Here is a 14,322-nt window from a genome sequence, read left to right as displayed (position 1 = left end):
CGTTTACTTTTATATGTCAAACAGATATTTAGTAATTTCCTTTGGCAATATAGTGAGCGGCAACCTTTTCAGTTAAAGCCACTACATTAGGATGATTTGTATACTTTGTGAATCTTCTCAGACCTGAAAGCATCATTCTCTGTTCATCTCCCTCAGCGAAAGAAATAATTCCTTCCTTGGCAGCTGCGATGATCTTTTCAACAGCTTTGTATAAGTTAAGCTGTGCCATTGCTGCCTCTACAGAATCAGCAGAGAAGTGTTTCTCAGCTCTTAATATCGCAGATTCTGCCATATACAGTTGATTAAGAATTTCAGAAGCATTGAGCAGTAAGTGCTGCTGTTTTTCAATATCCATCATGAATTTTTGAAGGGCAGCTCCGGAAACCATAAGAAATACTTTTTTAAGGTTCGCGATAATTCCTTTCTCTTCGCTCATGAATTCTGAATAGTCAGGAACATCAAACGATGGAATTCCCATTAATTCTTTGCTGATAGCCATTGCAGGAGAAAGTAGATCTAATTCTCCTTTCATTGCTCTTTTAATCAACATTCCTACCGCTAGTAATCTGTTGATCTCATTAGTTCCTTCGTAGATTCTTGCAATTCTTGAATCTCTCCAAGCAGCTTCCATTGGCATATCTTCAGAGAAGCCCATACCTCCGTATACCTGAATTCCTTCGTCAGCAGTATGTTGCGTTAAGTCTGAAACGAAAACTTTTAGAATTGATGCTTCCACAGCAAATTCTTCAACACCTTTCAGTTCCGCCTGCTGGTGATTCATTCCACCGGCAACCAATTCATTGGTTTTATCTTCAACATCTTTTGCCGCTCTGTAAGAACCCGCTTCAGCAACGAAAATTCCGGTAGCCATTTCTGCCAGTTTCTTTCTGATAGCTCCGAAAGTTGATATGGAAACACCAAACTGTTTTCTCTCGTTGGAATATTGAAGAGAATGGTTTAAGATTCTTCTCTGTCCGTCCAGATTGGCAGCCGCTAATTTAATTCTTCCAACATTCAACGCATTCAATGCGATTTTGAAACCGTTGTTTCTTTCACCTAAAAGATTTTCAGCAGGAACCTTCATATCATTAAAGAACACCTGTCTTGTAGAAGACGAGCGGATTCCTAATTTATGTTCTTCTTCACCGAAAGAAAGTCCTTCAGTACCTTCTTTTTCTACGATGAAACCTGTAATATTTTTATCATCATCAATTTTAGCAAAGACAATGAAGATTTCCGCAAAACCTGCGTTGGAGATCCACATTTTTTGCCCGTTGATGATATAATGTTTTCCGTCTTCGGAAAGTTTTGCTCTTGTTTTTCCGGAGTTCGCATCAGAACCGGCATCCGGTTCAGTAAGACAGTATGCTCCGAATTTTGTACCTGTAGCCAGATCCGGAAGGTATTTTTTCTTTTGTTCTTCCGTACCATACAATAGGATAGGAAGGGTTCCGATTCCGGTGTGGGCACCATAAGCAGTTGCCAGAGAGCCATTCGCTCCTGAGCAGTAATCACATGCAAGCATTGTATTGACAAAGCCCATTCCAAGACCGCCATATTCCTCAGGAACAGCAACTCCTAAAAGTCCCATTTCCCCCAACTGACGCATCTTTTCTTCAGTTAGAGCATAATCTTTTTTCTCAAATCTTTCCTTCTGAGGGATTACTTCTCTGTCAATGAATTCTTTAGCAGAATCACGAAGCATTTTTTGTTCTTCACTCAATTCTTCAAGAGTGAAAATATCATTTGCAGGAATTTCCTTGATGAGGAATTCACCTCCCTTTAGTGTTGCCATATGTTTTTTTGTTTATTTATTTTTTTGTAAAAAGTATATTGTACAAAGTAAAAAGTATGACATATACTGTACTTTTTCTTTGTAATATCAGCTGTACGTCTTTAATACTTTATACATTGTACAGCCGACATTATACAATTAAAGCAGTTCGAAAATACTTGCAGCTCCCTGTCCGGTACCAACGCACATTGATACCATACCATACTTATTGCCGCGTCTTCTCATTTCGTCTAGAAGCTGAACCGTTAATTTTGTTCCGGTACATCCAAGCGGGTGGCCAAGAGCAATGGCCCCTCCGTTGACATTAAGAATATCCGGATTTAAGCCCAATTCTTTTTTGATGGCTACGGATTGTGATGCAAATGCTTCGTTTAATTCTATTAATTCAATATCTTTTAATTCAAGACCAGCCTGTTTCAGAGCTTTTGGGATAGCATAGATCGGACCCATACCCATAATTCTCGGTTCAAGACCTGCAGCAGCGTATGCTACTAATCTTGCTTCAGGTTCAAGACCTAATTCTTTAACCATTTCTTCACTCATCACCATAACGAAAGCAGCTCCATCACTCATTTGAGATGAGTTACCGGCAGTAACGCTTCCTCCGTTTGCAAATACAGGTCTAAGCTTAGCCAAACCTTCTAAAGAAGTGTCTTTTCTCGGACCTTCGTCAATAGAGAAATCGAACTTTTTAGACTGCATTTTCTGGTTTTCATCCAGGAAATTATATTCTACAGGAATCGAAACGATCTGATTGGCAAATTTTCCTTCTGCATTAGCTTTTAAAGCTTTCATATGCGATTCATAGGCAAACTGATCCTGTTCTTCTCTTGTAATATTATACTGTTTGGCTACTTCCTCAGCAGTGTAACCCATTCCCCAGTAATAGTCAGGGTTTGTTTTAGCGATTTCCGTTTCAGGAACCGGCTTGTAACCACCCATTGGGATGTAAGACATAGATTCTGTACCTCCTGCGATAATGCAGTCCGCCATTCCAGCCTGTATTTTTGCAGAAGCGATCGCAATAGCCTCACTTCCTGATGCACAATATCTGTTTACGGTAACTCCCGGAACTTTATCCGTATTCAATCCCATTAAAGAAATTAAACGGGCTACGTTTAGGCCCTGTTCAGCTTCCGGCATTGCGTTTCCTACGATAAGGTCATCGATTCTGTTTTTATCTAATTGAGGGAGCTCAGCCATTAATTTTTCAATAACTGTAGCGGCCATCACGTCGGGTCTTGTAAATCTTAAACTTCCTTTTGGAGCTTTTCCTACGGCAGTTCTGAAACCCTTTACTATATATGCTTGTTTCATTGTATAGAAGTTAGAAATTAGAGGCTAGAAGTTAGATTCTAACCGTTTATTAAATTGGTTTTAAACTTGTAAATCATCTTTTGAATTTCATTTAGATTATTTAACAAAGGTGTGATGTCTGTTTCATTTTGAAAATTTAATTCAACCAAAAGGATCAGTTGTGTTTCAAGTTCATAGCAAGAACCAGTGGCGATCCCTAAAAATTGATAAAATTCTTTCATGTTATTTCTTCCGGCACCTTCAGCAATATTAGAAGGAATTGAAATCGCACATCTTCTGATTTGAGAAATAAGTCCAAACTTTTCATCAGCAGGAAGATTTTCTGTCATAAGATAGATGTCCTTCACTAATGTCATTGATTTTTTCCAAATAAGCAGATCGTGTAATCTATGCGCTTTCATTCTAAATTCTAATATCTAATATCTAACTTCTAATTCCTAAGTGGCTTACCATTCTGCAACATATACTGAATTCTTTCCAGGGTTTTTCTTTCACCGCAAAGTTGTAAGAATGTTTCTCTTTCAAGATTCAACAGGTATTGCTCGGTAACTACGGTGGGTTCAGAAAGGTTTCCGCCGACCATTACGTTAGCTAATTTGTCTGCAATTTTCTTGTCATGTGCAGAAATGAAGTTTCCGGTAAGCATCTGATCTGTTCCTACGTAGAACATTCCTAAAGCATCTTTACCAAGAACTTTTACTTTCTGTTCGATCGGTTGTGTATACCCTTGTTCAGCCAGTAGTTTGGCTACTTTTTTAGCTTCAGCGATCTGTCTGTGTTTGCTGACAGAAACGATATCTTTTCCTTTTTCAAGAATTCCCATGTCATAGGCTTCGTATGCAGAAGTAGCTACTTTACCCATTGCGATATTCATGAAAGCTTCACGAAGTCTGTTATTTTTAACGTCGTCGCTGTGGAACTCTCTTGAAGTTCTTAAGGTAAGTTCTTTTGTTCCTCCACCTCCGGGAATAACGCCAACTCCTGTTTCTACCAATCCTATATAAGTTTCGGCTGCTGCTACAACTCTGTCTGCGTGCATGGTCATTTCGCAACCACCACCAAGGGTCATTCCGTGAGGAGCAACTACAACAGGAATAGAGGAGTAACGTACTCTCATCATAGATTTCTGGAAATAGGCAATAGCCATATTCAGATCATCCCAGTCCTGCTCGATGGCCATCATAAGGATCATTGCAAGGTTTGCACCTACAGAGAAATTAGTTCCCTGGTTTCCAACAACCAGTCCGTCGTATTCTTTTTCCGCTAAATCAATAGCTCTGTTTAATCCGTCAAGAACTTCTCCTCCGAGAGAATTCATTTTTGAACGGATCTCAAAGTTGATGATACCATCCCCAAGATCTTCAATAGATGCTCCTGAATTGCTCCATAGCGTTTTGTTCTTTCTGATATTATCTAAAATAATGAAAGCATCCTGACCCGGAATTTTATTGTATTCTCCTGAGTTTTTATCAACAAAGATACTTTGTCCTTCATCGTTTACTTTATAGAAAGTTTCTACATTTTTGACCCAGTCTGAAACTTCATAGCCTGCATCTTTAGCTAATTCAATACCTTTTTGAACGCCTACAGCATCCCAGATTTCAAATGGACCGTTTTCCCATCCGAAACCTGCTCTCATAGCATCGTCTATTTTGTAAACCTCGTCTGAGATTTCGGGAACTTTATGAGAAACGTAAGCGAATAATGCACCTAACGATTTTCTATATAATTCTCCGGCTTTATCTTTACCACCAATTAAAACTTTAAATCTGTCAATTGGTTTGTCGATGTTTTTAGTTAATTCTAAAGTAGGGAATGATGATTTCCCTTGAAGTTCGTACTCTAATGTATCAAGATTTAAAGAATGAATTTCAGATTTTCCTTCTACATTTTTCACTTTTTTATAGAAACCCTGCTCTGTTTTAGAACCCAGCCATTTATTATCCATCATGGTCTGGATATAGCTTGGAAGAGCAAATACATCATTGAAATTATTGGCTTCAGCACCGCTTTGGCGTACGCCGTTGGCAACCATAACTAAAGTGTCAAGACCTACCACATCAGCAGTTCTGAATGTCGCGGATTTAGGACGTCCAATCACTGGACCTGTTAATTTATCAACCTCAGAAACCGTTAATCCTAATTTCTGTACGTTGTGAAGAAGATCCATCATGGAGAACACTCCGATTCTGTTGGCAATGAATGCCGGAGTATCTTTTGCTAAAACTGTAGTTTTTCCTAAAAATTTAGCACCATAATTCATATAAAACTCAACTACTTCCGGAAGAGTATCAGGAGTAGGAATGATCTCTAAAAGAGGAAGGTATCTGACCGGGTTGAAGAAATGCGTTCCCGCAAAATATTTTTTGAAGTCATCACTTCTTCCTTCAATTAGAAAATGAATAGGAATTCCTGATGTATTGGAAGAAATTAATGTTCCCGGCTTTCTGAACTGTTCAATTTTTTCATAAACAGATTTCTTAATGTCAAGTTTTTCTACAACTACTTCAATGATCCAGTCTGTATTTTTGATTTTTTGAAGGTCATCATCGAAATTCCCTACTTTAATTCTATCTGCAAATTTAGGAGAATAGAGAAGGGCAGGACTTGCTTTTTTCAGTTTTTCAAAGTTTTCAGAAGCAATTCTGTTTCTTACTGCTTTGTCATCTTTGGTCAAACCTTTTTTCTGTTCAGCTTCTGTCAGTTCAAAAGGAACGATATCCAAAAGAGACACTTCGACACCGATGTTGGCGAAATGTGCTGCAATACCGCTTCCCATAATTCCTGAACCAAGAACCGTTACATGTTTGATTCTTCTTTTCATATGTAAATTTTTATTATTTCTAAAATCATATGAAACCCTGGGGCTTCATGATCATTTATTTTCTGTTGTTTAATAATTCGTTTGCGATTTTCATGATTTCGGACATGACCTCCTTGAAGGTTTCAATTTTCTCAGGAGCGATCTTTTCCATCACTTTCTTGTTAAAATTGACCACCACTTCTTTCGACATATTCCTTGAATTCAAACCTTTATCGGTAAGTTTAATGATTACCTCCCTTTTGTCGGCAGTGGTCTTTTCTTTATAGATATATCCATTGTCTTCCAGAAGTTTGATAATTCTGGTCAAAGAGGTGGGTTCGATAGCCATTTTCGGTCCCAGATTGGTACTTCGGGTACCTTCTTTAGGATCAATTTTAAGAAGGGTGAGGGCTTGCACTGCTGTAGAATCATGCTCTTGAGCAAGTTCCGTGTACATTTTAGAAACAGCCAGCCAGGTCTGTTTTAAAACTAAATCTACGTTTTCTATTTTTTCTCTATTATTATCCATCATTTAAGTACGAATGGTGTTACCCAAATTTAGTAAATATTATGCATGCATAGTATTTATTAACGTTAAATTTTGTTAATAAGCTGATAGTAAACAGATTAAATTGTATGATTAGCATAATACTATGCATGCATAGTATGTGAAATATTTAATATAAACGAGGTATTAGTGCGTGTTTTTAACGAAATCAACTATTTCTTCGAAAGATTCATATTGTAGTTTGGACGTACCTCTAAGAATTCCCCAAAAGCCGTTTTTATACTCAAAATGGAAGGCAGACAGGTCTTTTTCGAAATTTTTCTGCAGTAAAGAATACAGCATTTCCTTATGAACCTGTGGAGCATCAATAGATGGGGGGACGAAATTTTCATTCACCTGAAATAATGAAACATTGGTAAGTTCATTATGCTGAAGCAATAGGTCTTCAACGAGACCAGAGAAAAGGATGTTCTCCTTTACATACCATATTTTATCTGCAAATTCTTTGGCCAGTCTCCAGTCGTGAGAAGAAAACAGAATTATTTTCTGCTGCTCTTTAGCCAGTCTGCGGAGTGTTTTTAGTATGATCAGTTTGTTTTTTTCGTCTAGATGAGTGGTAGGTTCATCCAGAATGATTACCGGGGAGCTTTGCGTAATAGCCCTTCCTATAAATGCTTTCTGCAGATTTCCGTCCGAAAGGTTTTTAAGCAGGGTATGTTGGTACTGTTTGAGATCCAGTTCATCAATAATATGAGCAACTTCCTTTCTGTCTTCTTTTTTAAGTTCAAAATAAAAAGGATAGTATATGTATTTTCCCAATGAAATAAGGTCCTCAACGGTGTAGTGCTGAGGAATAGTTGATTTTGAGAAAACAACGGCTATGTTTTCTGCGACTTCTTTGACGGAAAAGTCTTTTATATTTTTTTGATTAATTAAAATTTCTCCGCTTAACAGAGGAATTTGATGCAAAACAGATTTGATAAGCGTTGTTTTTCCGACACCATTGTTTCCAATCAGTAGACATACGTCACCCAGTTTCAGATCTGCATTAGCATTTGAAATTAAAGTTTTGTCGTAGCCTATGTTGGCTTGTCTGATTTCTAGGTGCATAGGTCTGTTGGTTAATTGAAAAGACGCAAATTTTTACAAAAATACTGTTTTTAAGGCGCAAGAAAATCAAAGCTTTTCAGCAAATTTAAACCCTATTCTGCTTCAAAAGCATTAATAAAATTACGGGAATTCCAAATACTGAGCTGATCACATTCAATGGAATTTGTGTTTTTTCTGCAACCACAGAGAAAAGCATCATCATCAGCATCCCAAGGAACATATTCAGGATCCATTGTTGCCATAATTTAGAGGGATTATAGATCAGTCTGCAGAAATGAGGAACAATGATGCCAATAAATAGTATAGGCCCTAAAAATGCTGTAATAGAAGCCGAAAGTAGGGAAGAGGCCGCAATGATCAGGATCTTAAGCTGATTAAGATTGACTCCTAAGCTTTGAGCATAAGAGGTTCCCAATGAATTTCCGATCAACGGTTTGATCGTTTTAAAACAGAAAAACATTCCGATCAGAACTAAAATGGACAACACATAGATTTGGTTTCTGGTGACCATATTGTTAGCACCGAAAGACCATAAAATATAGTTTTTGAGACTCTGGTTTTCTGCGTAGAACTGCAGCAAAGACACTATAGCCCCGGCAAATGCGGAAACAAGGAATCCAAATATAATAAGATAGGATTTGTCCTGAAATTTATTAGACATAGAAAGCAAAACCATCATTAGCACGAGACTTCCGGCAATCGCTGAAAGGCTGAGAAAACTGTTTTGCAGAAACTCAGGAATCAGAAAATCGTGGGAAAAGAAAATGTAAAATGCTACTGATAAACTGGCTACAGATGTGATTCCGAGGATATCAGGACCAGCCAGCGGATTTTGAAAATATTCCTGCATCAGGAAGCCTGAAGTTGGAATTGAAATTCCAGCCAAAAGCATAACGAGAACCCTATTGATACGAATTTCAGCGATTTGGCTTTGGGCAGAATCCTGAAAAAAGTCCTGGAGATTTAAACTTAAAAATCCTGTGTTCAGATTGATGACCGCAGTCAATATAATAGCGGCTGTCAGCAGTAAACACAGGATCTTGAATTTTTTTGACATTATTCAGAAAGAATCTGGATGTTTATTTTAAAAAAGCTTCGACTTTAGAGTTCAATACTTCTTCTGTCATCATTCCTAAATATTCATCAGTTTTATCACCTTTTCTTAAATACGTAAAAGGAATTGAACCACCGTTCCACTGCTTAAAATTGCTGGTGAAAAAAGTTGGATCTAATTTCTGTCCATCTAAAAGAATGATATTGGAAGCAAGGTTATTCTCCTGTGCAAATCTTTTCACAGAACTTTCCCACTCAGATTTATCATCAAGATTGATAAAAGTAAATTTTACAGGTTTACCTTTAAGCTCTTCCATTTTATTTTTGAAATGAGGAATTTCTCTCATACACGGTCCGCACCATGTTGCGAAAAAATTGGTAACATATAAGGTGTCATTCTTTTGAGCTAAAAACTTTCCGAGGTCTTCCGGAGAAAGTTCCCTGGAGGTATGGGTATCTGCAGCAGAAGTCTTATTTTCCGTTACAGAAACCGAATCTGTTACGGCAGTGTCCTGCGTCTTCTCGCCATCTTTTTTACAAGAATAAAGAGCGGTAAGAATAAGCGTGGATAAAATTATCTTCTTCATAAATTATTTTTTGACTATTTTTGAATTGAAGTATGGAACAACAAATCTATAAAGGGAAACTTATACAGTTTCATCCGTTAAAAATAGCGAAAAAGGAACAACTGACCAAAAATACTTTTTCTCTGGAATTCGATATTCCCGGGAATTTGCAGGAGAATTTCAAGTTTGAAGCAGGGCAGTTTGTAAGCATTAAATTTTCAGCTCACGGCCAGGATGTCATTAACGATTATTCGATGACTTCTGCTCCATATGAGAAGAAAATCTGTCTTGGAATCAAAGTGAATTCCTCTGAGGGAGCCACTGCAGAGCTGTTCAGAAATTATAATGTTGGAGATGAACTTATGGTGGGAGAGCCTTCGGGAAGATTTACCCTGGTTTCCAAACCCAGTGAATTTAGGACGATTGTTGCTTTTGCTGCAGGTATAGGTATAACTCCTGTTCTAAGCCACTTTAAAAATATATTACACACGGAACCGCGCACCAGACTGTTTTTGTTTTTTGGTAATAAAAGTTCAGATGAACTTATTTACAGGGAACAACTGGATACCCTTGCAAAACGGTACGGTGACAGACTTCAGATCTTTTATTTTTTTTCAAAAGAAAAAACAGCAGACCAGTTTTTTTATGGGAGACTGGATGAAAAAAAACTGAATCTGATCATCAACCAGATTCTTCATTTGGATGATACTGATGAGGAATCTACGATCTGGGATGCAGTAGATGAAGTGCTGATTTGTGGTAAAGGAGAAATGATCAAATCGCTGGCCAATGCTTGCTATCATCACGGTATTCCGAAAAAGAATATTCATTTTGAACTTTTTGAAGAATATAATGACGATATTTATCCAATAGAAAAAGAATTTCCTCTTATAGAAAATGTGGAAGTGGGGTTTAAGATATTTGGAAAAGAATATGAAACATTTCTTCCTGATAATAAAGAACGGATTCTTCAGCAGCTTCTTATTCAGAAATTTCCAGTGCCTTATTCATGCAAATCAGGAATCTGCGGAAGTTGTGAGTGTTATCTGGAAGAAGGAGAGGTAGAGCTTCTTGAAAATGAGTATCTGACAGAAAAAGAGGAGGCACAGGGAAAAATATTAGCATGTATGTCCATTATAAAAAGTAAGAAAATAAAGCTTAACTTTGACCTTAGTTGAGAATTATTAAGAACATATTTAACTTAAGTTTTATATCAATAGAAATAGGAATTCTGATGATATGTCTGTGTAATGCCTGGGTTTTCGGGCTTACGAACGGACGTACCTATACCAAGATTTCGAAAATTCCACCCCGCGAAATTGCTCTGGTTCTGGGAACTTCTCCAAAGATGAGATCGGGCCTTTCCAATCCCTATTTTACAAAAAGAATGGACGCCGCGGCACTTTTATACCATCATGGGAAAATCAAAAAAATTATTGTAAGCGGAGAGAAAAGCAGAGGCTATAACGAACCGGCAGCAATGAAGAATTACCTTGTCAATGAGGAAGGAGTTCCGGGACATATTATTATTGAGGATCCGAAAGGATTTAATACCTATAAAAGCATCCTGCGATGTAAAGATATCTACAAAAAGAAAGATGTAATTATTGTTTCACAGGGTTTTCATAATCTTCGTGCATTATTTTTTGCGAGAAACAATAATATGAATGCTCTTGGATTTGATGCTCAGGATGTCACAAAACCCGAAAGCTACTACAGGAATCAAGCCAGGGAAGTTCTCGCCAGAGTGATTGCTGTAGTCTATTTCATATTGGGGATTTCTCCGGACTAGAAAGGATATCCGAATGCAATATTCGGTGTAGGTTTGAAGGGCTGGAAGTGTTTAAATCTCCATCGTTCACCTTCAGGTTTATTTGGATCATAGATTTTATAAGCTAAATCAAGTCTGAACGTGATATAAGCAATGTTCACTCTCAAACCAATTCCACTTCCGATTCCCATTTGCCCTAAGAATTTATTGAATTTAAACTCATCTCCATAACTGTTGTTTTCGCCGGGTTTTCTAATACTCCAGGTATTTCCGATATCGGTAAATACAGCACCTTCATACATTTCATTAAACGGAACCCTGTATTCTATATTCGTGGTCAGCTTTAAGTTGTTGGTCATATAGGTACGTACTCTTTCATCGACCTGAGAATCTGAAGGGCCCAGTCCTCCAAATGCAACCCATGCTCTGATGTCATTGGATCCACCGTTGAAGTAAGACTTGATAACAGGCATGTCTTTAGAGTTTCCATAAGGAATACCCACTCCGATAAACTGACGTAAAACCAGCGTCTGATTGCCATTGAATTTAAAATATTTCCTGGTGTCAATGTCAAATTTTACAAATTGAGCATAAGGAATTCCGAAGATGGTTCGCTGTGGGCTTGCGAAAACACCTCCTGCATCTCTTTTTTGATTGAATAGACTAAGGATATTTCCCGCGAGCTCTACCTTTCCGTTAAAATAAAAGGCGTTGGGATAATCTTTTTTGCCAATCTCATTATAAACAAAATTATAGATCATAGACGAGATAATCACATCCTGTGTCTGTCTGTCTTTATTCACAAGAGTTCCTTTGAATGCTGTCAGAAGGTCTTGTCCTTTCTGGTTAAGTGTCCCCGGATAATTGATGTCATTAACGATCTGTTTTGAAACATAGTCAATACTTACTTGTCCTGAACGGAACTGGTCTTCAATATTGGCAATATCTGGGATATTCTTACTGTAGGCAAAATAGTTGTTAAACGTATTGTCTCTTATAATCTCGTCATTGGCAAAATAGCTATAATAAGCATCTTTATTTTTCGTAAGACTGACCTGAGTGTTGAAAAGGGTAAGTCTGTGTGATACCTGATCATTAACATTGGCCTGATAATTCAAGCCGGTATTAAAGTTAACCCTTCCCAAACCTATATTATTCTGTACCGATGCTCCCAAAAGAATGGAGGAGGTCGGTGTATATCTTTTGGGAAGAAGTTTATAATAATCGAACGGCAGAAGAAGTCTCGGGAAATTAAGAGAGGCCTGCGCTGAAATTTCATATGCGAGATCTTTCTTATCAATATTTTTCGTACTTCTTATGGAACCGAATGTTCCGGAAATGCTCGTTGAAAGGTTTTCTGCTCCTTTGAAAATGTTCCTGGTCGTAAGGTCTACAGAAGGGGATACCCCAAGGTTCAGGAGCTGAGAGTAATTGATATCCGTTCCAAGTTTAAGTTCATATTTAGGAAGAGGTTTCAATACATAAAGAACATCTACAATACTGTCGTTAGGTGAAGTGCCTCCACCTCTTCTTAAAGAATCTCTGGCCTTCAGAATGCTGAAGTTATTCATGGCGATGAAATTTCTTTTTGTAAGGTCAAGATTCTTTTGGTCATAAACTTTCTTGCTGTCTACAATAACCGCTCTCCATAGGGAAGACGTTTTATAACTATTGTCCATTTTATGGAACCTGATTCTTCTTAAACTGTCCTTGATGGTGTTTTTGGGAAAATCACCCGCTTCATTGACAATTGCAACGTCAATATTTCCTATGGTAGCCACTTTATAAGGATGATCTGCAGAATCTTTATGAATTTCCAGTGTAAGAGGAATCTGTTTTTTGCTTTTCAGTGAATCTGCTACAAAATAGACTTCTTCATTGGAGCTGTTGAATCTGTAATATCCGTTTTCCCGCATCAGATCGGTAATTCTTGTTACTTCTTTTTCAAGAACGGTCTGGTCAAGTCTCTGCCCGGATCTTATAAGGCTTTTGTCAAGCTTTTGCCAGTAAAGGCCTTTTACGGTAGGGTCAGTAATATTATAGTAGTAGTCCTTGATGTAAGTAGGATCGTTATGTCTGATAAAATAATTAACAGCTGCTTTTTTAGATGCGGAATCAATAGAGTGTTTGATATGGACGTCGGCATTCCAGAATCCTCTGTATATCAGTCTTTTTTCAATTGATTCCGTGCTTTTTTCACTTCTGGTCTGATCCAGGATTACCGGTGGCGTTCCCCAGCTGTGAAGCAGACGGTCCAGAAATAGTGTTTTTCCGACACTGTTCTTCATATTGTATTTAAGGAAAAGAGAATCTCTTAGCTTCTGATTTCTCATTTCATCAGGATAGGTCATGTATTCATTGAGTAAAGTATCATACTTAGGATTGGCCATATTATAAAATCCTAAACTCAGTGGCATGAATAAAAGCTGCTTTTTATTGGGCTTCTGCTGTACGTAATCTTTCAGTTCATCATCGATGGATTCTCTTTTATCTTCGAACTCAAAAGTATTCTTAGTAAGCAGATATTCACCGTCCGGAACTTTTTTTGTTGTACTGCAGGCATAAAGGAGACCAACAAATGTTGCAAATGAGATAATTTTATAATATTTTTGAGGAGAATTCTTATAATGCTTACAGCTCATACAATAAAAATTTTACAGTCTTTAGATAAAAAGAAGTTCAGGCAAAAATACAATTTGTTTTTGGTTGAAGGTAATAAAATCATTAGTGAACTTCCTGAATCTAACTTTAAAGTTAAAGAAATATTTTCTACCGATCCGCAAAAACTGGACCGGACAGATGTACCTGTTATCCAGATCACTGAAAATGAGCTGAAAAAAATCAGCTTTCTTAAAACGCCTAAAGATTCGGTAGCAGTTTGTTATCTGCCTGAAGAAGAAAAGAGGGAAGATAAGAATGTTCAGTTGATTCTGGACGGATTACAGGATCCCGGTAATTTGGGAACTATCATCCGTTTGGCAGACTGGTTCGGAATAGAACAGATCATTTGCAGTGAAGATACGGTAGATGTTTATAATCCAAAAGTGATACAGGCCACCATGGGCTCTTTCACCAGAGTGAATATTTTTTATACAGATCTCACAGAATATCTTTCGAAAACGGAGAATGTCAATGTCGGAACTGATATGGAAGGAGAAAATATTTATACTTTTGAAAGACCTGAAAAAATCAATTTGATTCTAGGTAATGAAGGGAACGGAATGCGTGCGGAAACAGAAAAACTCCTAAATCAATGCATCACCATTCCAAGATTCGGAAGATCCCAATCTACAGAAAGCCTTAATGTTTCTATGGCGGCGGGAATTATTTTGGGACAATTGTTTAGGAAGTAGATATCATATTTCAGATTCATACATTTAACTTAAATATCAGATTTTA

The 14,322-nt window shown here is 37.5% G+C and carries 12 protein-coding genes; 3 read left to right on the top strand and 9 right to left on the bottom strand.

Annotated elements, in window-relative coordinates:
* Positions 1 to 28: 28 nt before the first annotated feature.
* The 8 genes from IW16_RS23785 to IW16_RS23750 all read right to left on the bottom strand — a co-directional run bounded on the left by IW16_RS23785 (position 29) and on the right by IW16_RS23750 (position 9,173).
* Positions 29 to 1,795 (bottom strand): acyl-CoA dehydrogenase family protein, encoded by a 1,767-nt coding sequence (locus tag IW16_RS23785; protein ID WP_034750673.1) that lies wholly within the window; start codon positions 1,793 to 1,795, stop codon positions 29 to 31.
* A 138-nt stretch (positions 1,796 to 1,933) separates the two neighbouring features.
* Positions 1,934 to 3,112, bottom strand: coding sequence for a thiolase family protein (locus tag IW16_RS23780; protein ID WP_034750670.1), 1,179 nt, complete (start codon positions 3,110 to 3,112; stop codon positions 1,934 to 1,936).
* 38 nt (positions 3,113 to 3,150) lie between these two features.
* Positions 3,151 to 3,513: a four helix bundle protein gene (locus IW16_RS23775; protein WP_034750668.1), complete on the bottom strand. Its 363-nt coding sequence runs from the start codon at positions 3,511 to 3,513 to the stop codon at positions 3,151 to 3,153.
* A 29-nt stretch (positions 3,514 to 3,542) separates the two neighbouring features.
* Positions 3,543 to 5,936: a 3-hydroxyacyl-CoA dehydrogenase/enoyl-CoA hydratase family protein gene (locus tag IW16_RS23770; protein ID WP_034750665.1), complete on the bottom strand. Its 2,394-nt coding sequence runs from the start codon at positions 5,934 to 5,936 to the stop codon at positions 3,543 to 3,545.
* A 55-nt stretch (positions 5,937 to 5,991) separates the two neighbouring features.
* Entirely contained in the window at positions 5,992 to 6,444 is a 453-nt protein-coding gene (locus tag IW16_RS23765) for a MarR family winged helix-turn-helix transcriptional regulator (protein WP_034751372.1), read from the bottom strand.
* A gap of 165 nt (positions 6,445 to 6,609) precedes the next feature.
* Positions 6,610 to 7,533 (bottom strand): ABC transporter ATP-binding protein, encoded by a 924-nt coding sequence (locus IW16_RS23760; RefSeq protein WP_034750662.1) that lies wholly within the window; start codon positions 7,531 to 7,533, stop codon positions 6,610 to 6,612.
* Between the two features lie 85 nt (positions 7,534 to 7,618).
* Positions 7,619 to 8,590, bottom strand: coding sequence for an iron ABC transporter permease (locus tag IW16_RS23755; RefSeq protein ID WP_034750659.1), 972 nt, complete (start codon positions 8,588 to 8,590; stop codon positions 7,619 to 7,621).
* A gap of 22 nt (positions 8,591 to 8,612) precedes the next feature.
* On the bottom strand, positions 8,613 to 9,173 hold the full coding sequence (locus IW16_RS23750; RefSeq protein WP_034750656.1) for a TlpA family protein disulfide reductase: 561 nt from the start codon (positions 9,171 to 9,173) through the stop codon (positions 8,613 to 8,615).
* Between the two features lie 32 nt (positions 9,174 to 9,205).
* On the opposite strand from IW16_RS23750, the gene IW16_RS23745 reads away from it, so the two are divergent.
* Together IW16_RS23745 and IW16_RS23740 are read left to right on the top strand one after the other, a co-directional pair.
* Positions 9,206 to 10,330, top strand: a complete 1,125-nt coding sequence (locus IW16_RS23745) for a ferredoxin--NADP reductase (RefSeq protein WP_034750653.1) — start codon at positions 9,206 to 9,208, stop codon at positions 10,328 to 10,330.
* A complete protein-coding gene (locus IW16_RS23740) occupies positions 10,327 to 10,944 on the top strand; it encodes a SanA/YdcF family protein (protein WP_034750650.1) in 618 nt (205 codons plus the stop codon). Before IW16_RS23745 ends, IW16_RS23740 begins: the two co-directional genes overlap by 4 nt.
* Here the strand turns inward: IW16_RS23740 and tamL are convergent.
* Positions 10,941 to 13,565: a translocation and assembly module lipoprotein TamL gene (tamL, locus tag IW16_RS23735; protein WP_034750647.1), complete on the bottom strand. Its 2,625-nt coding sequence runs from the start codon at positions 13,563 to 13,565 to the stop codon at positions 10,941 to 10,943. The genes IW16_RS23740 and tamL overlap by 4 nt on opposite strands.
* Here tamL and IW16_RS23730 point away from each other — a divergent pair.
* The gene (locus IW16_RS23730) at positions 13,551 to 14,276 is read left to right on the top strand and encodes a TrmH family RNA methyltransferase (RefSeq protein WP_034750643.1); all 726 of its coding nucleotides are present in this window, start codon (positions 13,551 to 13,553) and stop codon (positions 14,274 to 14,276) included. The two genes, tamL and IW16_RS23730, sit on opposite strands and share 15 nt — an antisense overlap.
* Positions 14,277 to 14,322: the final 46 nt, after the last annotated feature.

It is taken from the genome of Chryseobacterium vrystaatense, assembly GCF_000737765.1.
Lineage (GTDB): Bacteria > Bacteroidota > Bacteroidia > Flavobacteriales > Weeksellaceae > Chryseobacterium > Chryseobacterium vrystaatense.
Note: the sequence above shows the minus strand (reverse complement) of the source record. Positions and strands in the feature narration are given on the sequence as shown.

Coding starts and splice junctions, on each gene's coding strand:
- tamL (WP_034750647.1), bottom strand. CDS start 13,565: ATGAGCTGTAAGCATTATAAGAATTCTCCTCAAAAATATTATAAAATT.
- IW16_RS23750 (WP_034750656.1), bottom strand. CDS start 9,173: ATGAAGAAGATAATTTTATCCACGCTTATTCTTACCGCTCTTTATTCT.
- IW16_RS23730 (WP_034750643.1), top strand. CDS start 13,551: ATGCTTACAGCTCATACAATAAAAATTTTACAGTCTTTAGATAAAAAG.
- IW16_RS23770 (WP_034750665.1), bottom strand. CDS start 5,936: ATGAAAAGAAGAATCAAACATGTAACGGTTCTTGGTTCAGGAATTATG.
- IW16_RS23780 (WP_034750670.1), bottom strand. CDS start 3,112: ATGAAACAAGCATATATAGTAAAGGGTTTCAGAACTGCCGTAGGAAAA.
- IW16_RS23785 (WP_034750673.1), bottom strand. CDS start 1,795: ATGGCAACACTAAAGGGAGGTGAATTCCTCATCAAGGAAATTCCTGCA.
- IW16_RS23760 (WP_034750662.1), bottom strand. CDS start 7,533: ATGCACCTAGAAATCAGACAAGCCAACATAGGCTACGACAAAACTTTA.
- IW16_RS23765 (WP_034751372.1), bottom strand. CDS start 6,444: ATGGATAATAATAGAGAAAAAATAGAAAACGTAGATTTAGTTTTAAAA.
- IW16_RS23755 (WP_034750659.1), bottom strand. CDS start 8,590: ATGTCAAAAAAATTCAAGATCCTGTGTTTACTGCTGACAGCCGCTATT.
- IW16_RS23775 (WP_034750668.1), bottom strand. CDS start 3,513: ATGAAAGCGCATAGATTACACGATCTGCTTATTTGGAAAAAATCAATG.
- IW16_RS23745 (WP_034750653.1), top strand. CDS start 9,206: ATGGAACAACAAATCTATAAAGGGAAACTTATACAGTTTCATCCGTTA.